Below are 16,335 nucleotides of genomic sequence, written 5' to 3' on the forward strand. Positions count from 1 at the left end.
TGAGGCTACCGATTCCGGGTCGTGTGGTGGGTGAGGTTTCCATTGTCCGCCCCTTGGGGTTGATCGAATACCTGGCCGATGGTGTGGAGCTGGCGGGACAGGCGGAAGGGGTCCAGCCTGCGGATACACCGCGCCAGGAGCTGGGCCCGGTCCGCGGTCGGCATGGAGATCAGGGTTCGGGTGATGTCGGCCACGTGATCGCCGTCGTAGGCGTGCAGCTCGCCGGGGATCACGGTGGCGGCCGACCGGTAGCGGGCGGGGGTGATGGGGGCGCAGCCGGCGAGGACGGATTCGAAGAGGCGCTGGGTGTACTGGCCGCTGGTGGCGTACCGGGCGGGGGCGAGCATGACGGTGGCGTGGGCGCGCGCGTGCAGGTCCAGGCCTTGGCGGAAGGGGATGCGGCCGATGAAGTTCACGTGCGGCCACGGGCCGGTGTCGGTCCATCTCCCGGCGACCACGTGGTCGAGGTGCTGGGCGGGGCGGGCGAAGTACGTCCCGAAGGCGGCGTCGCGGCCGTACTGGTTGCCGACGTAGACCAGCGGCCAGCGGCGGGGCCGGGCGGCGAGGGCTGTGGGGTCGGCGGTGTCGAGGGTGTGGTCCGCGACGGGGAAGAGGAGGCTGGTGGCGCCGTGGCGGGGGTGGAGGGCCGGCTCGCAGACGGTGAGCTGCGGCAGCAGGCGCAGCGGGTCGGCAGGGGCCAGGCGCTGGTCCTTGTCCCACAGCAGGGTCGGGATCTGGTGCCGATGGGTGTAGTGGTCGAGGAGCTGCTGCTGGCGGTGCAGGTCGCAGGTGTGTCCGGGGGCCGTGCACGGGGTGTCGGTGCGGCCGGGGATCGGCCAGCGCCATTCGAGGAAGAGGGCGTCGAGGTCGGGCAGGCCCGGGTTCCATGCGTACGGTCCGGTGACGGGGGTGTGGGCGTCGTCGCGGTCGCGGTCCTGCTGGAGGAAGACCAAGGTGTGGCCGGCGGCGATGAGCCCGTCGATGAGGGTGCGGCGGTGGCTGCGGCCGCCATCGGGGGTGTCGGTGATGCCGTCGCCGAGGAAGCCCCAGAAGCTGTAGCCGATCTTCACTGCTCGCTCACCCACCAGTCCTCGAGGAGCAGGGCGTCGATGCCGGACTCCTGGAGGCAGTCCAGGGCCTGGGTGGGCGTGCCGCAGATCGGTTTGCCCTTGATGTTGAGGCTGGTGTTGATCAGCACGGGTACGCCGGTGATCGCGTGGAACTCGCGCAGGACCGTGTCGAGGAACGGGTTCTGGCGGGGGTGAAGGATCTGGACGCGGGCGAGTCCGTTGGCGTGGACGACGGCGGGGATCTTGTCGCGGGCCAGGTCGGTGACACCGCTGGCGAAGGACATGAACGGTGCGGGCTGCCCGAGGGTGAAGTAGTCGGCGGCTCTCTCGGCGAGGACGACGGGGGCGAAGGGCCGGAACGGCTCGCGGAACTTGACCTTGGCATTCAGGCGGTCGACGACGTCCGCGCGCAGCGGTGAAGCGAGGATCGAGCGGTTGCCCAGGGCGCGGGGCCCGGCTTCGAGGCGGCCGCGGAAGACGCCCACGATCTGCCCCTCGGCCAGGCGCAGGGCAAGGTGGCGGGCGGCGTCGGCCGGACGGTGTGCGGCCGTACCCGGGCGGGGCTCGGCACCCAGCTCGAGGCCGGGGAAGGAAGGCCCGAGGTAGCACTCGCCCTGCACCCCGGCCACCGGCCGTACGGCGTGCTGCTGGTGGGCGTGGAGGGCGGCGCCGGTAGCGGTCCCGGAGTCGCCCGGGGCCGGCGGAACGAACACCTCCTCGAAGCCCGCCCGCTCGACGATCTTGCCGATGCTGACGCAGTTCAGGGCGACACCGCCGCCCAGACACAGGTACTTCTCGCCGGTGCGGTAGCGGGCCTGCCTCGCGAGGTGGACCATCACCTGCTCGGTGCGTTCCTGGAGGGCGGCCGCCAGGTCGGCGTGGACCTGGGCGGCCTCCTGCTTCGGGGCGCGGGGCGGGCAGGTCGCGGCGATGAAGGCCGGTGACAGGCGGGAGTAGCGGCTGGAGATGACCCGCAGGGGGAAGAGGCGCGGGTCGAGCGCGAACGCCTCGACGGTGAGGGGGATCGCCTGGGCGAACAGGTCCCTAAAGCGCCCCGGGTCCCCCAGGGCGGCGAGCGCCATCACGGTGCCCTCCTCGTCGCCGCGCCGCCACCCCAGGTGCTCGGTGACGGCGCCGTAGGCGTAGCCGAGGGAGGCTGGATCCGGCAGGGACCAGCGCCCGCCCAGCGCAGCCCGCCGCCCGGTGCGGCGGCCGGCGCAGATGGAGGTGGTGGTGGTCTCGCCGAGGCTGTCCACCACCAGCACCGCGGCGGCCTCGTAGGGGGAGGCCTCGAACGCGTACAGAGCGTGCGCGCGGTGGTGTTCCACCCCGTGCAGTTCGGCGTGGGGGAAGCGGCGTCCGAACTGCCGCAGGCGTTCGCTCGCCCGGCGGTGGACGACCGCGAAGCTGCGTGCCCGGGGCCACGCCCGGCCGGCCGTCCCGGGGCGCAGGTGCCGCAACGGGACGGCTGCCGTGAGGTAGCGGCGGGGGGCGAAGTTGTAGGCCACGTCTGTGACGTCGGCGGCGGTCAGGCCGGCCTCGCCGAGCAGCCAGGCGATGGCCAGGTCGGGGTAGGCCTTGGTGTGCTTGATGCCGTTGAGGCGTTCCTCCTCCACCAGCCCGACCAGGCGGCCGTCCGCAATCAGCGCGGCCGCGGAGTCGTGCGTGCCGGAGCACAGCCCCATCACCACCGGCCCCATCACACCGCCCTCCCACTCAGCTGCGCGTACCAGCCGGCCAGGCCCTCGCTCAGGACGCCGGCCGGGTCCGCGACCATGCGGCGCGCGTCGGCGCGGTCGCCGTCCTTCCAGATCCGATAGCTGCGCATGACGTGTGCGAAGTCGCCCCACGCGCCCTCGGGGACCGCGCCGCGGGTGACACGTTCCAGGAGGGAGTCGAAGTCCTCCCACGCCACGGTGAGCGCCTCCATCACCCGGCTGGGCTGCACGGTGCCGGGGAGCGCGCGGGCGGCGGGAAGGTTGGTGTCGTAGAGGTGGAGCGAGTCCACGTGGTGGTGGTAGGGGCCCAGTTCGGCGCCGATCCAGTGGGCCATCAGCTCGTGCAGGACGGTCGCCGTGAAGACGTCGTAGCAAAAGCCCAGCCACAGGTCCTGGCTGCGCATGGTGGTGTGCATCTGGAGGCGGCCGTCGCGCAGGTAGAAGCGGTAGCCGAGGGTGCAGGGCACATCGCTGTGGTGCGGGATGTCGCGGTCCGGGTCGTACAGCTGGATCAGGGCCCGGCGGGAGTCGGGGTCTTCCAACAGGGTGCGCCGGACGTGGTCCAGCTGGTCGTGCCCGGGCCGCCACGCCCGCATGCGCGGGCCGTACGCGCCGCGCAGGACTCCGTCGTCCGCGTACTGGGCCATGCGTTGGTTGTAGGTGTAGATCCAGCCGCCGTCGGAGCCGGAGAGGATCCAGGTCGCTTCGGCGGCGGCGAACGCCGCGTTCAGGACACGCGCTGGGGGCAGCGAGACCAGGCGTCGGCGCGGATCGGTCAGGGTGAGGTGCGCGCCGATGACCTCGGTGGTGGCCATCCCGCGGGGCTTGACGATGCGCCCTTGGGCCAGGACGGCGGTGCATGCGGCGGTGAACAGCTCGTTGGCCGAGCCGGCGGTCAGGTGGATCACGCGGTCCCTCCGATCAGGTGGGCGCAGTGGGCAGCGTTCATCCACTGCCACTGGCGGGTGATGCCTTCGATCAGGTCGACCGTCGGCCGGTACCCGAGGCTGGTGGTGGCGCGGCGGGTGTCGCCCTCGGTCGAGGCGGGGTCGCCGCTACGGCTGACCGCGTGAACGACGGGCACCGGCTGGCCGGTGACGCGCTCGACGGTGTCCAGGACCGTCTGGACCGTCACGCTCGCCGGGCCGGCGATGTTGACGGCCCGGCCCGTGACGGTGGCGCCGGCGGCCAGCAGCAGGGCGTTGACCGCGTCGGCGACGTATGTGAAGTTCCGGCGCTGCTGCCCGTCGCCGTACAGGAGCATCGGCTCACCGGTCCGTACGGCGTCCAGCATCCGAAAGATCGCCATGTCGGGGCGCTGACGCGGCCCGTAGACGGTGAAGAACCGCAGGGCGACAGTGCTCGTGACGGCGGAGGAACGGACCGCGTAGGCCAGGGCGAGCTGCTCGGCGGCGAGTTTCGAGACGCCGTAGGGGGAGATCGGCATGAGAGGGCCGTCCTCGGCTGACGGCTGCGGTGCGCTGCCGTAGACGCTGGAGGAGGAGGCGATCACGAGGCGGCAGATTTCCGCCCGTTCGCACTCCCGGACCAGGTGGTGGGTGGCGGCGATGTTGTCGCGGATGTAGCCCGTGAAGTTCGCACCCCACGAGGAGCGGACGCCGGTGGCTGCGGCCAGGTGGAACACCGCGTCCACGCCAAGGAGTCCAGGGCTCCTCAGGCCTGCCACGTCGGCTTCCTCAAATCGGAACCGCGGGTGGGCGAGGGCCTGCTGCAGGTTGGCGGCCGCGATGGGGTCGGTGCCAGGTGAGCGCCGGTCGATCCCGGTCACTCGCCAGCCGGACTCCAGAAGGGCGTCCGCCAGGTTCGACCCGATGAAGCCGGCCGCACCGGTGACCAGGGCTGTCCTTCCGCCTTCGGCGGGCGACACGTCTGTGGTGAGCACGCAGGTTCCTCTCTGCTCGATGGCCGGCCGCTACGAGCGCCGGGCCGTCAAGGTCTGCGCCGACCCGGGCGGGCCGGCTGGGTCTGGGCCAGGCGTAATGGCCGGGGCGGCCCGATGACTGTGGGGGCTGGGGTCTAGAAGGCGCCGCGGTCGCCGCAGCGGCACGCCCGGTCCGGGCCGTCGGCGTGCGGGGCATCGTCAGGCCGGGAGGCAGCGGGTCCGAGTTGAGGCTCCGCGGCGGCGTGCGGTGTGGTGGCGAGCTCGCCGAGGAGTAGAGCGGTGGCGATGTGCCCGGCAGCCCATGCAGCGGTCAGCAGGGTGCCGACGCGGTCACGGTGTAACCGGGGGCGCGCCCGGCGGCCGCGGCTCACCGGGGCTTCCTCTCGCAGTCGCCTATCAGGGCCTTCACTTCGAGGCCGTTGTCGAGGCGGGCCCACAGGTACGCCTGATCAGCCTCGACGCCGTCCCAGCCGGATCCGACTTGAACCACCCGGCCGGTGAACGGTTGCGGGGTTTCGCGGCGGCGGTCCTTGGGCGGAACGTAGGTGATACCGACGATCTCGTCGCCGAGGTCGTACGGGCAGCGACGGGCAGGTGTCATAGCTCTCGCCCCTCGCCCGCTCCGGAGGCGTCGCTGGCCGACGGGCCCTCGGTGGCCGGAGGCTGGTGGGGGCTCGTGTTGTCGAGGCTCTCCGGGTCCGCCTCGTCGCTGCCCGCGGGGGCGAGGCCGGGACCGTATGCACTCCAGTTGTCACCACCGCCCTCGGGGCACAGGTGGTAGACGCGGGTGCCGGAGTCCTCGGGGAGGGAGATGACCACCCCGGTCCGGCCGGTGATGGTGTCGGTGGCGAGGTCTCCGCGCTGGGGCCGCCAGTCGCCCACCGCGGGTAAGGCGCGGCGGGACGCGGCCTGCTCGATGGTCGGTCGCTCAGGCATGAGCAGAACGTAAGGGCCCGTATACGGGCCGATATGAATCTGGCGTATACCTACAGGTCATCCAGGGAAAACCGGTCCGACATGCCGCGCAGACGCTGCCGGGTGAGCTGCCTCTCGCCATAAACGATCTGCCGGAGCGTGGAGCGGGCGATGGGGTGGTTGCGCACCAGCTGAGGGGCGAGGTTCTCCGCTGTCTCCAGCTCGGTCAGGGCCTTGGACCGGTTGCCGTCCCACAGCCAGGCGCGGGCAAGGTCCATGTGGTGATGGCCCTGCCTCGACTTGGGCAGGGCGGCGATGTGCCCGGGGTCGGTGCGGCGGTTCAGGCGCAGCGCCTCGCGCTGGTCGCTCATCTCCAGCACGACATTGATCTCGTGGATCTGCACGTTCCCGGTGGAGAAGGTCAGGGAGTGCCGGTCGAAGGGCATCGCTCCCACGTACGCGTCCACTCGCGCCGCTGCCTCGGTGGCGTAGCCGATCCGGGTCCGGGCTTCCTCGCGGCGGTTGGCTCGCGCCGCGGACACCGCGGACCGCAGCTGCAGGGCGCCCCATACCCGCAGGGCGAGGGGATCGCCGTCGTCGTAGGCGTCTTGCACCGCGGAGAGAGCCTTGTCCGCGAGGGCGAGGGCGTCGGCGTAGTCGGCGGTCGCCCACATGTCCCACACCCGCATCCAGTCCGCGACGGCTGGCAGGAGCGGGTCACCGGAGCGGGCCGCGGCCCAGACGGCGCGCTCGCAGGCGACGGCTACCAGCTCGGCTTGGCCCAAGGCGTGCGCGGCGGTGTGGGCGAACTTGCATGCCACCGCGTAGACGGCATACGCCTCCTCCTGCTCGTGTCCGGTACCGACGTCCGCTAGAGCGCGGGCCTCGCGCAGCAGGTCGGGGATCTCGCGCAGGATCGCGCTGTTGGCGGCCGCGTCGCGCAGGCGGTGGAGTCGACGAGTCTCCTGCCACAGCGCGGCCGATGAGCGGGGGGTGCCGTCGAACGTGGGGGTGAGGTCGTAGCGGCGCAGCTCCCGCATGATCGACGCGGCGGCTGCGTGCCATCCGGCGTCGGGGTCGGCGCTGCTGGTGTAGGGCCGTTGGATCAGGGTGTTGGGATGGCAGTGGAGGGCGGCGGCCAGGGCGTTGATCTGCGAAGAGCGATCCAGCTCGATCGCGCCGCTCTCCATCCGGGACACCCATGCCTGGGTCTTGCCGAGCGCCGCGGCGACGTCGGCCTGTGTCATCCCGACCTTGAGGCGCTGACGTCGGGCGCGCTGACCGATGGCCTCGTGTTCCTCAAGCTGGTGGGGCATGGTGAACTCCGTCCTTGGCTCGACACCTTGGACGGTACCGCTCAGATAGGCGGACGGCCCCGGGGATCTCACCGATCGCCGGGGCCGTCAGGCGCGGACGCGTGGTGCTTTGGGGGCGGGCGTCCTCGACGTGGCGGATGGCCTCGCGGTCGGGCCCGTCCAGCCCTCCTCGGTCGCGGCGTCGAAACGTCCGGGCGCCGGCACCGCGGGCGGGCGTGATGGGCGTCATTCGGGGCGGTTCCAGGCGCTGGGCACGATGCTGGGCATGCGGTGGTCGATCTGGTGCTCGCCCTTGGTGCAGCCCGCGAACGGGCCTCCGGAGGGGCGCAGTTCCCGCATGCAGGGGTCGAGGTGGTCGCGGTGCCACACGCTGGGCCCGGTGTAGCCGCAGGTGGCGGGGTCGGTGAGCTCTTGCCAGGCGAGCCAGAGGGCGTGGAGGCGGGCGACGGCGACGGGGTGCTCGAACCACAGATGGCACCAGCGGGCGTCGGAGCTGGGTTCGGCAAGGTAGCCGGGGACGAGAACGCCCTCGACCCACTCGATCAGGGCGCGCAGCTCGTCGTCGTACTGCGGGGAGTCGAGGAGGAGGATGAACGGCGGGAACTGCGCCTCGTCCTCTTCGGCCGTGTCCGCAGGCTCCTCGCCGGCTGCTGCGTCGTCGTCCTGTGAGGCCTCATCGGCGTCTTCGGTCAGCCGCTTGACCTGGGCGGTCAGCGCCGTGACAGTGGCCTTGAGGTCCTCCAGGTCCTGGAACAGGCCGACCGGCACCTCGAAGTCCGGGGTGTCCGGGTCGTGGTCAGCCACGGCGGGCAGCCTTCCGCTCCTCGTACGCGGCGACGGCCCGCTTGGTGATGGCCGCCTCCTCCTTCTTCATCTGCGGTCCAATGTGGGCCATGCCCTCTTCCTCGTACCAGGGGCGCAGGGCGATCTGCGCGACGGGCATGCCGGTGGCCATCAGCAGCGCGCTGCCCTTGCGCATGGAGCGGATCCGGGAGGGGTCCATGACCTCCTCACGCTGCTCGGACCAGCTGCGGCTGACACCATCCTTGCTCTTGGAGTACGAGCCGCGCTCGACCCAGTGGGGTCCGATCAGGGTGCTGACGTCCTGGGCGAACTTGGCGTCGTCGACGCCGACGCCGATGAGTTTCTTGGTGGCGGCGGACCACATGGCGTCCATGCCGACCTCGCCCCAGCTCTTCACACCCTGCCGGTAGCTCTGGAGGATCACGAACGGCGTGATGCCGCGGCTGCCGAGGTGGCTGTAGAGGTCGGGGAGGTCGGCGATCTTGCAGATGTTGGCTGCCTCGTCCAGGACGGCGCGCATCGGCTCGGGCAGGCGGCCTCCGTGGCGCTCTCCGGCCTCGGCGCCGGCGGTGAAGACCGCGTCGGCGACGGCGGCGACCAGTGCGCTCGAGGGTCCGCCCTTCTTACTCAGCAGGTACAGGGTGTCCTTGCTGGTGGCGAAGGTCTCGGGGTCGAAGCGGGGCCGGTGCTGGTCGGGGGTGACCCAGGCGAGGACCTTCTCGTCGCGCAGCGCGGACATGGCGGTCCGCGCGTTCTGGTAGATGCCGGACTGGGTCTCCTCGGCGATGTTGATGGAGGAGTCGATCTGCTCCGCGAGGACGGGCTCGTGCTGGTAGAGGATCCGCAGGGGCGCCTTCTCCTTGGGGTCGGCCAGCCAGCGCATGACCTCGCGGACGGTCGCACCGTCCCACCAGGCGGCCCGGTACAGGCCGGTGAGCAGGTCTGCGGCGGATTGGGACCAGAAGGGGTCAGCTTGCTCGCTGGTGATCTGGGTGGTGAAGTGGGAGGCCAGCCGTTCGGCGCCTTCGAGGGTTTCGGCCTGGGCCACCAGGTCGATCCACATCTCGCGCTCGGTCTGGGCCACGCCTTGGGTGTCCATGACGAAGGTGTGGCCGACCTGGGAGCGGGAGTGAAGGGTGGCCGCGTACACGTCGGCCTTGTTGGAGGTCATCAGCAGGGCGCCCGGGGCTTCCTCGGCGACCGGGACGGCCAGGGCGGTCGACTTGCCGGCGCGGGGGGCCATGACGGCGATGTAGGTGTCCTCGTCGCTCCCGCGCAGCTCGACGCCGGAGGGCAGGTGGTTGCCGAGCAGTACGCCCCGGTCCCGGGGCGGGAGTTCCTTGGGCTTGGCCTCCCGCAGGGACACCCGAAGGCGGGTCGCGGTGCGGGCCGCGGGCCCGGGCGTGAGCTCGCGCAGCTGGTACAGGGTGGCCAGGCTGCTGGGGTTGCGGAACCAGCGGAAGGAGATCCTCAGGCCCCAGACGATCAGGGCGACGACGGCGACGTCGAGGAGCGCGGCGCCGATGCCCGAGGCTGTGGGCGAGTCCGCCCAGACCGAGGTCCAGTCGGTCGCCATGCGGTAGACGGTGAGCGCGGAGGCGGGCGCGACGTGGCCGCCGGTCAGCCGGGCGCCGGCGGCCGCCCCGGCCCAGGTGGCGGCGGACAGCGTCACCGCCGCGCCGCACAGGATGCCGCCGGCGGCCCAGGCGCGGTCGTTCTCCGTCATCATCGGCTGCCCCTGGTGGTCGCCCTGAGGTGGTTGGTGTCGGTGCGGTAGAGGCGCTGCTCGGTCGGGGTCAGCTCCAGGGCGGCCGCGATCCCGGGGCGGGTCCCGATCTTGATCAGGTACTTGCCGCGGCCCGGGTGGCGGGCGCCCTCGTCCTCGGCGGGCCGGTCGGCCTCGTCGCCGACGGCGGTGGGGTCGATGTCCAGGCCGGTGGAGGTGGCCGACGACCACGAGCTGATCATCATGCGCTCCTGCTCGGTCAGGCTGCGCTTGCCGGTGACGCGTCGCAGCTCCTCCTCGGAGGACGCGCCGATAACCCAGGTGTCGCACCGGTCCATCAGGCCCCGCGCTTTGGCCCGGTCCTGCTCGGTGGGCAGGGCCTCGACGTCGAGGAGGGAGTGGGTGACGTAGATGGTGACGTCGTCGGTGGTGCGGTTCAGGCGGCTGATCGCGTCCATGGCGTCGACCAGGCCGGGCCCGCTGCGCAGCGCGCGCCACATCTCGTCCATGGGCAGGACGAGCTTGCGGTCCATCAGGCCGATGGAGCGGGCGGAGTCGATGGAGCTGTAGGTGTAGGCCCAGGTGGCGATCATGCCGGCGGAGACGACGTCGTTGCCGCGGGCGCGCAGGGCGGAGATGTCCACGGAGACCGCGGGGGCGTTGATGTCCAGGGGGGTGGTGGTGGGTGCGTCGAACAGGCCTTTGAGCGGGCCGCCGACCAGGTTGTCGAGTCCTGCGATCACCGAGCGGGTCAGGTCCCGGTACCGCTCGCCGTCGGCCGCGAGCTTGGTGCGCAGCTCCTCGGGGGCGGCGCGCAGCACCTGGACGACGTCCGGCACGATCGGGTCGTGGCCGGGGGCTTGGCCGGCGGAGGCGAGGTGGACGGCGGTGTCCAGGGCGCTGCGTTCGACCTCGTCCGGTGTCCGGCCCAGGCCGTGGTTGGTGGACAGTAGGGCGACCAGCGTCTCCAGGCGACGGCCGTTGAGGACGTCGAGCAGGGCCCGGCGCCGCTCCGTGCTCAGTGCTTGGACGCGGCCCTTGAGCGGGCCGGAGTCCAGGGGGTTGATGCGGCCGATCCCGTCGCCGATCCGGACCACGGACCCGCCCATTTCGGCGATCAGGCCGCTGTACTCACCTTTGACGTCACCGGGCACGCACACCATGTGCCCGTACGCCGAGTAGACCAAGCACACGCGCTTGACCAGCGCGCTTTTGCCCGCGCCGGGTTGGGACATGACCCACACGCCGGGGTTGGTGGTCAGCTTGCCGGTCCAGCCGGAGGGGTCTATGCACACCAGCTCTCCGGTGAGCACGTCCCGGCCGACCGGTACGCCGCGTGGCGGCAGACCGCTGCCCAGGAGGAAGGGGTAGATGCCGCCGACCTGCGTGCTGGGGCCGGTGTAGATGGTGCCGGCGTCCTCGACCGGGACGCGGCCGCCGAACCGGCCGCCCCAGCCCAGCCGCGGGGCGAACCGGGCCCGCAGCTTCTTCTGCGCCTGCCGCTCCTGGCGGGTGGGGCCTGCTTCGACCGGGCCGGTGACGGCCCGGGGTGTGGTCATGGCCGGCGGCTTGGGCTTGCGTGCCATGGTCTTCAGTCCTTCACCAGCGGGTTGTAGCCCAGCGGGAGCCCGGCTGCGAACACGGCGGCCTGGGCGCCGTAGGCGGGCCTCATGCGGATGCCGCGCGTCGCTTTCACTCCTCGCTCGAGCTCCTGGCGTGCGGCGGGCAGGTCGGCGGCGCTGCGGGCGGTGACGGTGACCATCAGGGTCCACTCGACGACCTGGGCGCCGCCTGCGACCTGGGCGGCGGCCTCCTCGGCCCGGCGTGAGTCGGCGCGCTGGGACCATTTGGCCCGGCCCTTGACCTCGGCGGTCGCCTGCTCGCGCTGGTAGGCGTGGCTGATCTCCCGCTCGAGCACGGCCTCGCCCTCGTGGGGGTCCAGGACCCGGTAGGCCAGGGTGACGCGCCGCTGGAAGCGGCCGGGCGCCAGCAGCGGCAACAGGACGCTGTAGGGGATGGGGCGGCGCGGCATCTCGCGCAGCACCCAGGAGGCGGAAACGCCGCCGTCGTGCGCGTACTCCTCCCAGCCGTCGTCGGCCGCCTGTGGCCCGCACTCCGCCCACGACAGGTCTGCGAACTCGGCGTCGCGGGCGTGGAAGACGTCCGGGTCGTACGCGCTGCGCACCAGGCGGCGCACGTCGACGTCGGTCAGGCGGCGCTCGATGTCGGTGCCGGTGCCGGACAGGTCGAGCGAGTCGACCACCCGCAGGGCCTCCCCCACCTGCTCGGCCAGGTCCCCCGGCCGGTTCGCGGCCGCGTTGGGGTCGACGATCACCGACATCCACGCCGCCCGCGAGGCAGTGGCGTGCGGGGTGGTACGCAGAAGCTCGCCCACGACCTGCTTGGCCAGCTGCGGGGCGTCAGGGCTTTGACGGGCCTTCACGTCGTCGCCGAGGGCCTCGCCCGCGCCGGGGGTGATCTGGATGCTGACGCTGGCGCCCTTGATCTGCTCGTCGGTGCTCATCGCCTCCAACAGCGACGACCAGGTGCGCAGGTTGCTCTGCACGGCCCCGGTCTGGGCCATCAGGCTGCCGCCGGGCGCAAGCAGCGTGCTGATGGTCATGAATCCGGTGGCCCGGTCGTGGACGACGCCGACGGCCCGGCCCGAGGTCGGGTCGTGGGCCTGGATCAGGGTGGAGGAGGCGCCCACGCCGGGCAGGTCCAGCGCATACGGCTGGGGCAGCAGCAGCCGACGGTAGGACGTGCCCTCGAAGCGGGCCACCCGCCGCCATGAGGCCTTGGCCCAGTAGTAGGCCAAGGCGGACATGCCGTGGCGGCGGGCGGCGGCCAGCCCCAGGCCGACGGCGGTGACCGGCAGGGTGACCAGCAGGGTGGCCGGCGCCTGGACACCGATCAGGCCGTCCGCGGCCAGGACCCCGGCCGCGGCCATGGTGGCCCCCTTCGACAAACCGCCCACGCCGAAGGACCGTCTGATGCGGAAGCCGCCGACCATCAGGCCGCGGGGCACCTCGTGCGCGCTCATTCTCGATTACCCCCCACGCTGCGGCTCGCGCCTTGCACTCCGTCGTTGATGCCGTCCAGGATCTTGACGCCGACCGCGATTCCACCGGCCGCGCCGCCGCCTCCACCGCCGGTGTTCCCGGCGCCCGCGGTGCCCGAGTGGGCGGCCGCCTGGCCCCCCACGCCTGCCTGCCCGCCGGCGCCCTCCGGGCCCGGGGCTCCGGGTGGGCCCTTGGGACCCTTCTGGTCGGGGACGCGCGCGGCGGCGTCGTTGCGGGCCGCCTGCGTCTGCGCGTCTCGGCCCGCCGCCTCGGAGCCCTGCTCGCCTCCGGAGCCGCCCTGGCGGCCCATGCTCTGCTGGACGTACTGCGCGTGCTTGACGGCGTCGGTCGGCGCGTTGGCGCCGTCGCCTCCGCGGCCGCCCTCGGCGCCGCGGCCGCCGATGTAGCCAGCAGCGGCGCCGAGCGCGCCGCTGGCGCCGCCGGAGGCCATGCCGTTGCCGACGGCCTCGCTGAACGGGGCGAAGATGCGCATGAGCGGGCCCGGCGCGACGACGGCCAGGACCAGGGTGGCGAATCCGCGCAGCCACTCCGCCAGGGTCTGGGCGTGCCCGAACTCGGCGAATCCCGCGCACACGATCACGGCGAGCATGGGCTTGTAGGCCACCACGACCATGCCTGCGGTGATCAGTTTCGGAGCCCACTGGCGGGTGACGTCCCCGCCCGTGCGGCCTGCGCCGGCCACGGGCAGCAGCAGGCAGATGATCGGGACGGCGCTCTGCCGGAGGAAGACCATCACGAGCTGGATGAACCCGATGAGGAGCAGGGCGACGACTACGCCCCCGACGATGACCGGGTTGGAGATGGTCTGGGGCAGCATCACCGCGACGATCCGCTCGTACGCCTGGCCGTCGTTGGCGAAGGTCGTCTTGACCAGCCCTTCGGAAATCTTGTCCGAGATCTCCAGCAGCAGCGCGAACATGGTGATGCCCACCGCGGACAGGAGCACGTTCTCCGCCCACCCGGCCGCGGCGCGGCCCAGGTGCCGGATCTGGCCGGTGATCGCCATCTTGCCGGTGTTCCAGATGATGCCGGCCGCGGCGATCACCAGGCCCAACCACACGAGCATGCCGGAGAGGGTGGCGTCCCTGCCGAATAGACCCGTGCCGGCGAGATCGACCGAGGGACCCATGAGCGCGACGGTCAGCACTCTTCGGATCATCCACTTCGCGCAGTCGACGGCCGAGTTGATGACGTCGCCGATCACGCTGTGCCAGACGTTGTTCCACTCCTCCTTGATCTTCTTCGCTGTGGCGTCGCCGACCTTGTCGCACAGCAGTGAGCCGCCGAGCTTGCCGACCTCGCCCAGGATCGCACCGAGGATCGGGGCGGAGCCCAGGCGGCATATCCCCCCGATGGCCCGGCCTCCGCCGTCAGTCATCGGGTGCTGCGGCGCCGCCGCGGCGGCCGCCGGGCGGTGCGCCGCGGCGGCGGACGCGGGCTGCGCCACCACGCCGCCGAAGACTGCGATCACCACCACGAGCAGCCCGGCCAGGCGCCGTCTCACGACGCCTCCCGGATCGCCGTCCACCCCGCGGAGTTGAACGCCTCGTCGCCGGGCGCTGCCATGGCCGGCTCGGCCTGGCCCTGGAGGTCCTGCTGGGCCCTGCGGGTGGCGTCCGCTGTGATCTTCCAGTCGCCGTCCTGCCACTGCGCGCCGGCCAGGGTGCGGGAGTAGCTGCCCTTCTCCGGGGCGGTCTCGCCGGCCTTCTGCACCACCCGGGTGAGCAGCCACGCGCTGACCTCGTCGCCGGACTGCTTGATGATCTTGTATCCGACGACGTGGCTGCGCTGGTAGGCGCCGGCCGGCAGCGGCTGCCCGGGCCGGACGCCCATCTCTTGGGCGAGGGACTTGTCCGCCGCCTGGGCGCTGAGCTCGATCTGCTCGGCCGCGTCGTCCTTCTGGTCGCCGCGGCCGATGTACGAGCTGTAGATCCGCAGCTGCTCGTCCACCGTCGAGCGGTCGGCCTCGACTCCGACGGTGTTGGCGGCGGCCAGCATGGCCACCGCGCCCTCGGCCGAGTGCGGGAAGGACACCGTACTGCCGTGGCTGTCCGTGCGGGTGCCGCGCGGCAGCGCCGCCCACCGCTGCGGCTCGGTCCAGTCCGCAGGCGGCGCGTACGTCGGGCCCGGGCTCGCCGAGCCCGCTGTGTTCGGAGCGGTCGCGCCGCCCTTGGCCGCCGGGGCGCCTGCGTCGGAATCGCCGCCAGACAGCAGCGCGTAGCCCGTCAGGATCGCGATCGCGGCCAGCGCCACGGCCGCGATCCAGGTTCCGCGGGTGTTCCATACTCCCCTGGTTCGCGACATGGTCAGCTCCCCGCCGTCCCGCCGGCGATGCCGTTGAGGATGGTGATCAGGGAGCTGGACAGCAGGATGGCCGCCACGCCGCCGCCCATCCATTTGAAGGGCTCGGCGCCGCCGCCGTTACGTGACTTGTCCGAGGTCGCGAGCTTGAAGACGCCGTAGATGACGCCCCCGACACCCGCGATGACCACCAGCCACAGAGCCCAGTTGAGGATCGTGCCGACCGGGCCGTCGAGGCCGGGGATCACGACCGGGGAGCCACCCGGGATCAGCTTGCCGCCGTCGCCTTCCGCCGCGAGCGTCACAAGCTCCGCGTACATGCCCATCTGCCTATTTCCCTTCCAGCGTGCGCCGCAGCTTCTCGGCCGCGGCCAGGACGTCTTTGTGCTCCATGGCCTGCTCCGGGTCTCTAACGGCACGGAGCATCGGCAGGTACGGGACCGTGGCCACCCCGGCCAGGCGGGCCTGCAAGGCCCTCACCAGGTAGCGCGCCTCCGCCACCGGCCGCGTCGGGGCGTCCGCGACCAGCACCAGCCACGGCTTGGGCAACGGACCCCACTGCCGCAACATGCCCTCCACGCATGTGGCGCCGTACACCGTCGTCTCGGCCAACAACACCGGTTGCGCGCCGTACGGGAGGGACTCGCCGGGGGCGAGGATTCGGGCCTGGGCGCGACCGGCATCAAGCATGCGGGCGACCGTCGCCACTGCAATGCCGTACCCGTGAACGGGAATTAGCGCATACCGCAGGGCAACCGTTGTCCCAGCAATCGGAGTTGGCACCTCCGGATTGGCGTACACCCGCAACTCCCCCCTACATGAGTCGTTTTCACCACTACCTTTGGCTCGTGGGTCCTCAGAGGCTAGCGTGACTTGGGGTGAAACCCGAGAGGCGATTCACCGATCCCGCTAATCAGGGCTCACACACCGTCAGGCATAGGAGTGCATCTGCGAACGAGGGGCCGGAATCGGCCCCGGAATGCCAAAACCGGCCACCCAACCGGAAATCGCCGATCGCCCGCACACCGCCCGATCCGAGAAGCCCGCCCCGCACCGCCTACGGCCACGGCCACGGCCATGGCCACCACAACGGCACACCCGCACGACAGGCAGGACAGCAAACAGAACGACACCACGGGGGGACATCACGTGAAGGTGCTGATCGGGGCCGCCGCGGCCGCCGTCGGCCTGCTACTGGCCTGCGTCGCCTTGATCGTGACGCTCCTCGTCGACGACGACGCCCATGCCGATGACAACCCCAGGTCAGGCGAAGGCCTCAAGGCGGTCCCCACCGAGTACAGACCCTGGATCTTCAAGGCAGACCGCGCCTGTGCCCACCCGGAGATGACCCCGCCACTCCTGGCCTCCCAGCTCTACCACGAGTCCGCCTTCAGGAAGGACGCCCGGTCCGATGCCGGCGCCAAGGGGCCGGCGCAGTTCGTCGACGGCACCTGGGCCACGTACGGCCGCGACGATGACGGCAACGGCGAGAGCTCCCC

General features: G+C 71.9%; 15 protein-coding genes and 1 pseudogene. 1 reads left to right on the forward strand and 15 read right to left on the reverse strand.

Annotated features, from left to right (window positions below):
• Positions 1–5: 5 nt before the first annotated feature.
• The 15 genes from IF43_RS0116975 to IF43_RS0117045 all read right to left on the reverse strand — a co-directional run bounded on the left by IF43_RS0116975 (position 6) and on the right by IF43_RS0117045 (position 15,526).
• Entirely contained in the window at positions 6–1,085 is a 1,080-nt protein-coding gene (locus IF43_RS0116975; protein WP_199922739.1) for a hypothetical protein, read from the reverse strand.
• Positions 1,067–2,770 carry a carbamoyltransferase C-terminal domain-containing protein gene (locus tag IF43_RS0116980; RefSeq protein ID WP_030200755.1) on the reverse strand — a complete coding sequence of 568 codons (1,704 nt, stop codon included), beginning with the start codon at positions 2,768–2,770 and terminating at the stop codon, positions 1,067–1,069. Before IF43_RS0116980 ends, IF43_RS0116975 begins: the two co-directional genes overlap by 19 nt.
• On the reverse strand, positions 2,770–3,696 hold the full coding sequence (locus IF43_RS0116985) for a thymidylate synthase (protein WP_030200757.1): 927 nt from the start codon (positions 3,694–3,696) through the stop codon (positions 2,770–2,772). Before IF43_RS0116985 ends, IF43_RS0116980 begins: the two co-directional genes overlap by 1 nt.
• Positions 3,693–4,691 carry an NAD(P)-dependent oxidoreductase gene (locus tag IF43_RS0116990; protein WP_051795486.1) on the reverse strand — a complete coding sequence of 333 codons (999 nt, stop codon included), beginning with the start codon at positions 4,689–4,691 and terminating at the stop codon, positions 3,693–3,695. The genes IF43_RS0116985 and IF43_RS0116990 overlap by 4 nt, the downstream gene beginning before the upstream one ends.
• A 367-nt stretch (positions 4,692–5,058) precedes the next feature.
• Positions 5,059–5,292 (reverse strand): hypothetical protein, encoded by a 234-nt coding sequence (locus tag IF43_RS0116995; RefSeq protein WP_030200760.1) that lies wholly within the window; start codon positions 5,290–5,292, stop codon positions 5,059–5,061.
• Positions 5,289–5,627, reverse strand: a complete 339-nt coding sequence (locus IF43_RS0117000) for a hypothetical protein (protein WP_158939365.1) — start codon at positions 5,625–5,627, stop codon at positions 5,289–5,291. The genes IF43_RS0116995 and IF43_RS0117000 overlap by 4 nt, the downstream gene beginning before the upstream one ends.
• Positions 5,628–5,677: 50 nt before the next feature.
• Positions 5,678–6,922 (reverse strand): helix-turn-helix domain-containing protein, encoded by a 1,245-nt coding sequence (locus IF43_RS0117005; RefSeq protein WP_030200764.1) that lies wholly within the window; start codon positions 6,920–6,922, stop codon positions 5,678–5,680.
• A 225-nt stretch (positions 6,923–7,147) separates the two neighbouring features.
• Positions 7,148–7,726, reverse strand: a complete 579-nt coding sequence (locus IF43_RS38705) for a DUF4913 domain-containing protein (protein WP_037888871.1) — start codon at positions 7,724–7,726, stop codon at positions 7,148–7,150.
• Positions 7,719–9,455, reverse strand: coding sequence for a type IV secretory system conjugative DNA transfer family protein (locus tag IF43_RS0117015; RefSeq protein ID WP_030200770.1), 1,737 nt, complete (start codon positions 9,453–9,455; stop codon positions 7,719–7,721). Before IF43_RS0117015 ends, IF43_RS38705 begins: the two co-directional genes overlap by 8 nt.
• Positions 9,452–11,038, reverse strand: coding sequence for an ATP-binding protein (locus IF43_RS0117020; protein WP_030200772.1), 1,587 nt, complete (start codon positions 11,036–11,038; stop codon positions 9,452–9,454). Before IF43_RS0117020 ends, IF43_RS0117015 begins: the two co-directional genes overlap by 4 nt.
• 5 nt (positions 11,039–11,043) lie before the next feature.
• Entirely contained in the window at positions 11,044–12,495 is a 1,452-nt protein-coding gene (locus IF43_RS0117025) for an SCO6880 family protein (protein WP_234332219.1), read from the reverse strand.
• Positions 12,492–14,039: a hypothetical protein gene (locus tag IF43_RS0117030; RefSeq protein WP_158939367.1), complete on the reverse strand. Its 1,548-nt coding sequence runs from the start codon at positions 14,037–14,039 to the stop codon at positions 12,492–12,494. Before IF43_RS0117030 ends, IF43_RS0117025 begins: the two co-directional genes overlap by 4 nt.
• Positions 14,036–14,839, reverse strand: a complete 804-nt coding sequence (locus tag IF43_RS0117035) for a hypothetical protein (protein WP_030200781.1) — start codon at positions 14,837–14,839, stop codon at positions 14,036–14,038. Before IF43_RS0117035 ends, IF43_RS0117030 begins: the two co-directional genes overlap by 4 nt.
• Positions 14,840–14,841: 2 nt before the next feature.
• Positions 14,842–15,156: a hypothetical protein gene (locus IF43_RS0117040; protein WP_037888904.1), complete on the reverse strand. Its 315-nt coding sequence runs from the start codon at positions 15,154–15,156 to the stop codon at positions 14,842–14,844.
• Between the two features lie 10 nt (positions 15,157–15,166).
• Positions 15,167–15,526: a hypothetical protein gene (locus IF43_RS0117045; protein ID WP_158939369.1), complete on the reverse strand. Its 360-nt coding sequence runs from the start codon at positions 15,524–15,526 to the stop codon at positions 15,167–15,169.
• A gap of 387 nt (positions 15,527–15,913) precedes the next feature.
• On the opposite strand from IF43_RS0117045, the pseudogene IF43_RS38115 reads away from it, so the two are divergent.
• A pseudogene (locus IF43_RS38115) lies at positions 15,914–16,335 on the forward strand (hypothetical protein); the annotation flags it as partial.

The organism is Streptomyces sp. NRRL S-87 (assembly GCF_000719335.1).
GTDB lineage: Bacteria > Actinomycetota > Actinomycetes > Streptomycetales > Streptomycetaceae > Streptomyces.

Excerpts from the sequence above, each read along its gene's own strand:
- IF43_RS0116980 (WP_030200755.1), bottom strand. The coding sequence starts at position 2,770 with ATGGGGCCGGTGGTGATGGGGCTGTGCTCCGGCACGCACGACTCCGCG.
- IF43_RS0116995 (WP_030200760.1), bottom strand. The coding sequence starts at position 5,292 with ATGACACCTGCCCGTCGCTGCCCGTACGACCTCGGCGACGAGATCGTC.
- IF43_RS0117000 (WP_158939365.1), bottom strand. The coding sequence starts at position 5,627 with ATGCCTGAGCGACCGACCATCGAGCAGGCCGCGTCCCGCCGCGCCTTA.
- IF43_RS0117005 (WP_030200764.1), bottom strand. The coding sequence starts at position 6,922 with ATGCCCCACCAGCTTGAGGAACACGAGGCCATCGGTCAGCGCGCCCGA.
- IF43_RS0117015 (WP_030200770.1), bottom strand. The coding sequence starts at position 9,455 with ATGATGACGGAGAACGACCGCGCCTGGGCCGCCGGCGGCATCCTGTGC.
- IF43_RS0117020 (WP_030200772.1), bottom strand. The coding sequence starts at position 11,038 with ATGGCACGCAAGCCCAAGCCGCCGGCCATGACCACACCCCGGGCCGTC.
- IF43_RS0117025 (WP_234332219.1), bottom strand. The coding sequence starts at position 12,495 with ATGAGCGCGCACGAGGTGCCCCGCGGCCTGATGGTCGGCGGCTTCCGC.
- IF43_RS0117035 (WP_030200781.1), bottom strand. The coding sequence starts at position 14,839 with ATGTCGCGAACCAGGGGAGTATGGAACACCCGCGGAACCTGGATCGCG.
- IF43_RS0117040 (WP_037888904.1), bottom strand. The coding sequence starts at position 15,156 with ATGTACGCGGAGCTTGTGACGCTCGCGGCGGAAGGCGACGGCGGCAAG.
- IF43_RS0117045 (WP_158939369.1), bottom strand. The coding sequence starts at position 15,526 with ATGCTTGATGCCGGTCGCGCCCAGGCCCGAATCCTCGCCCCCGGCGAG.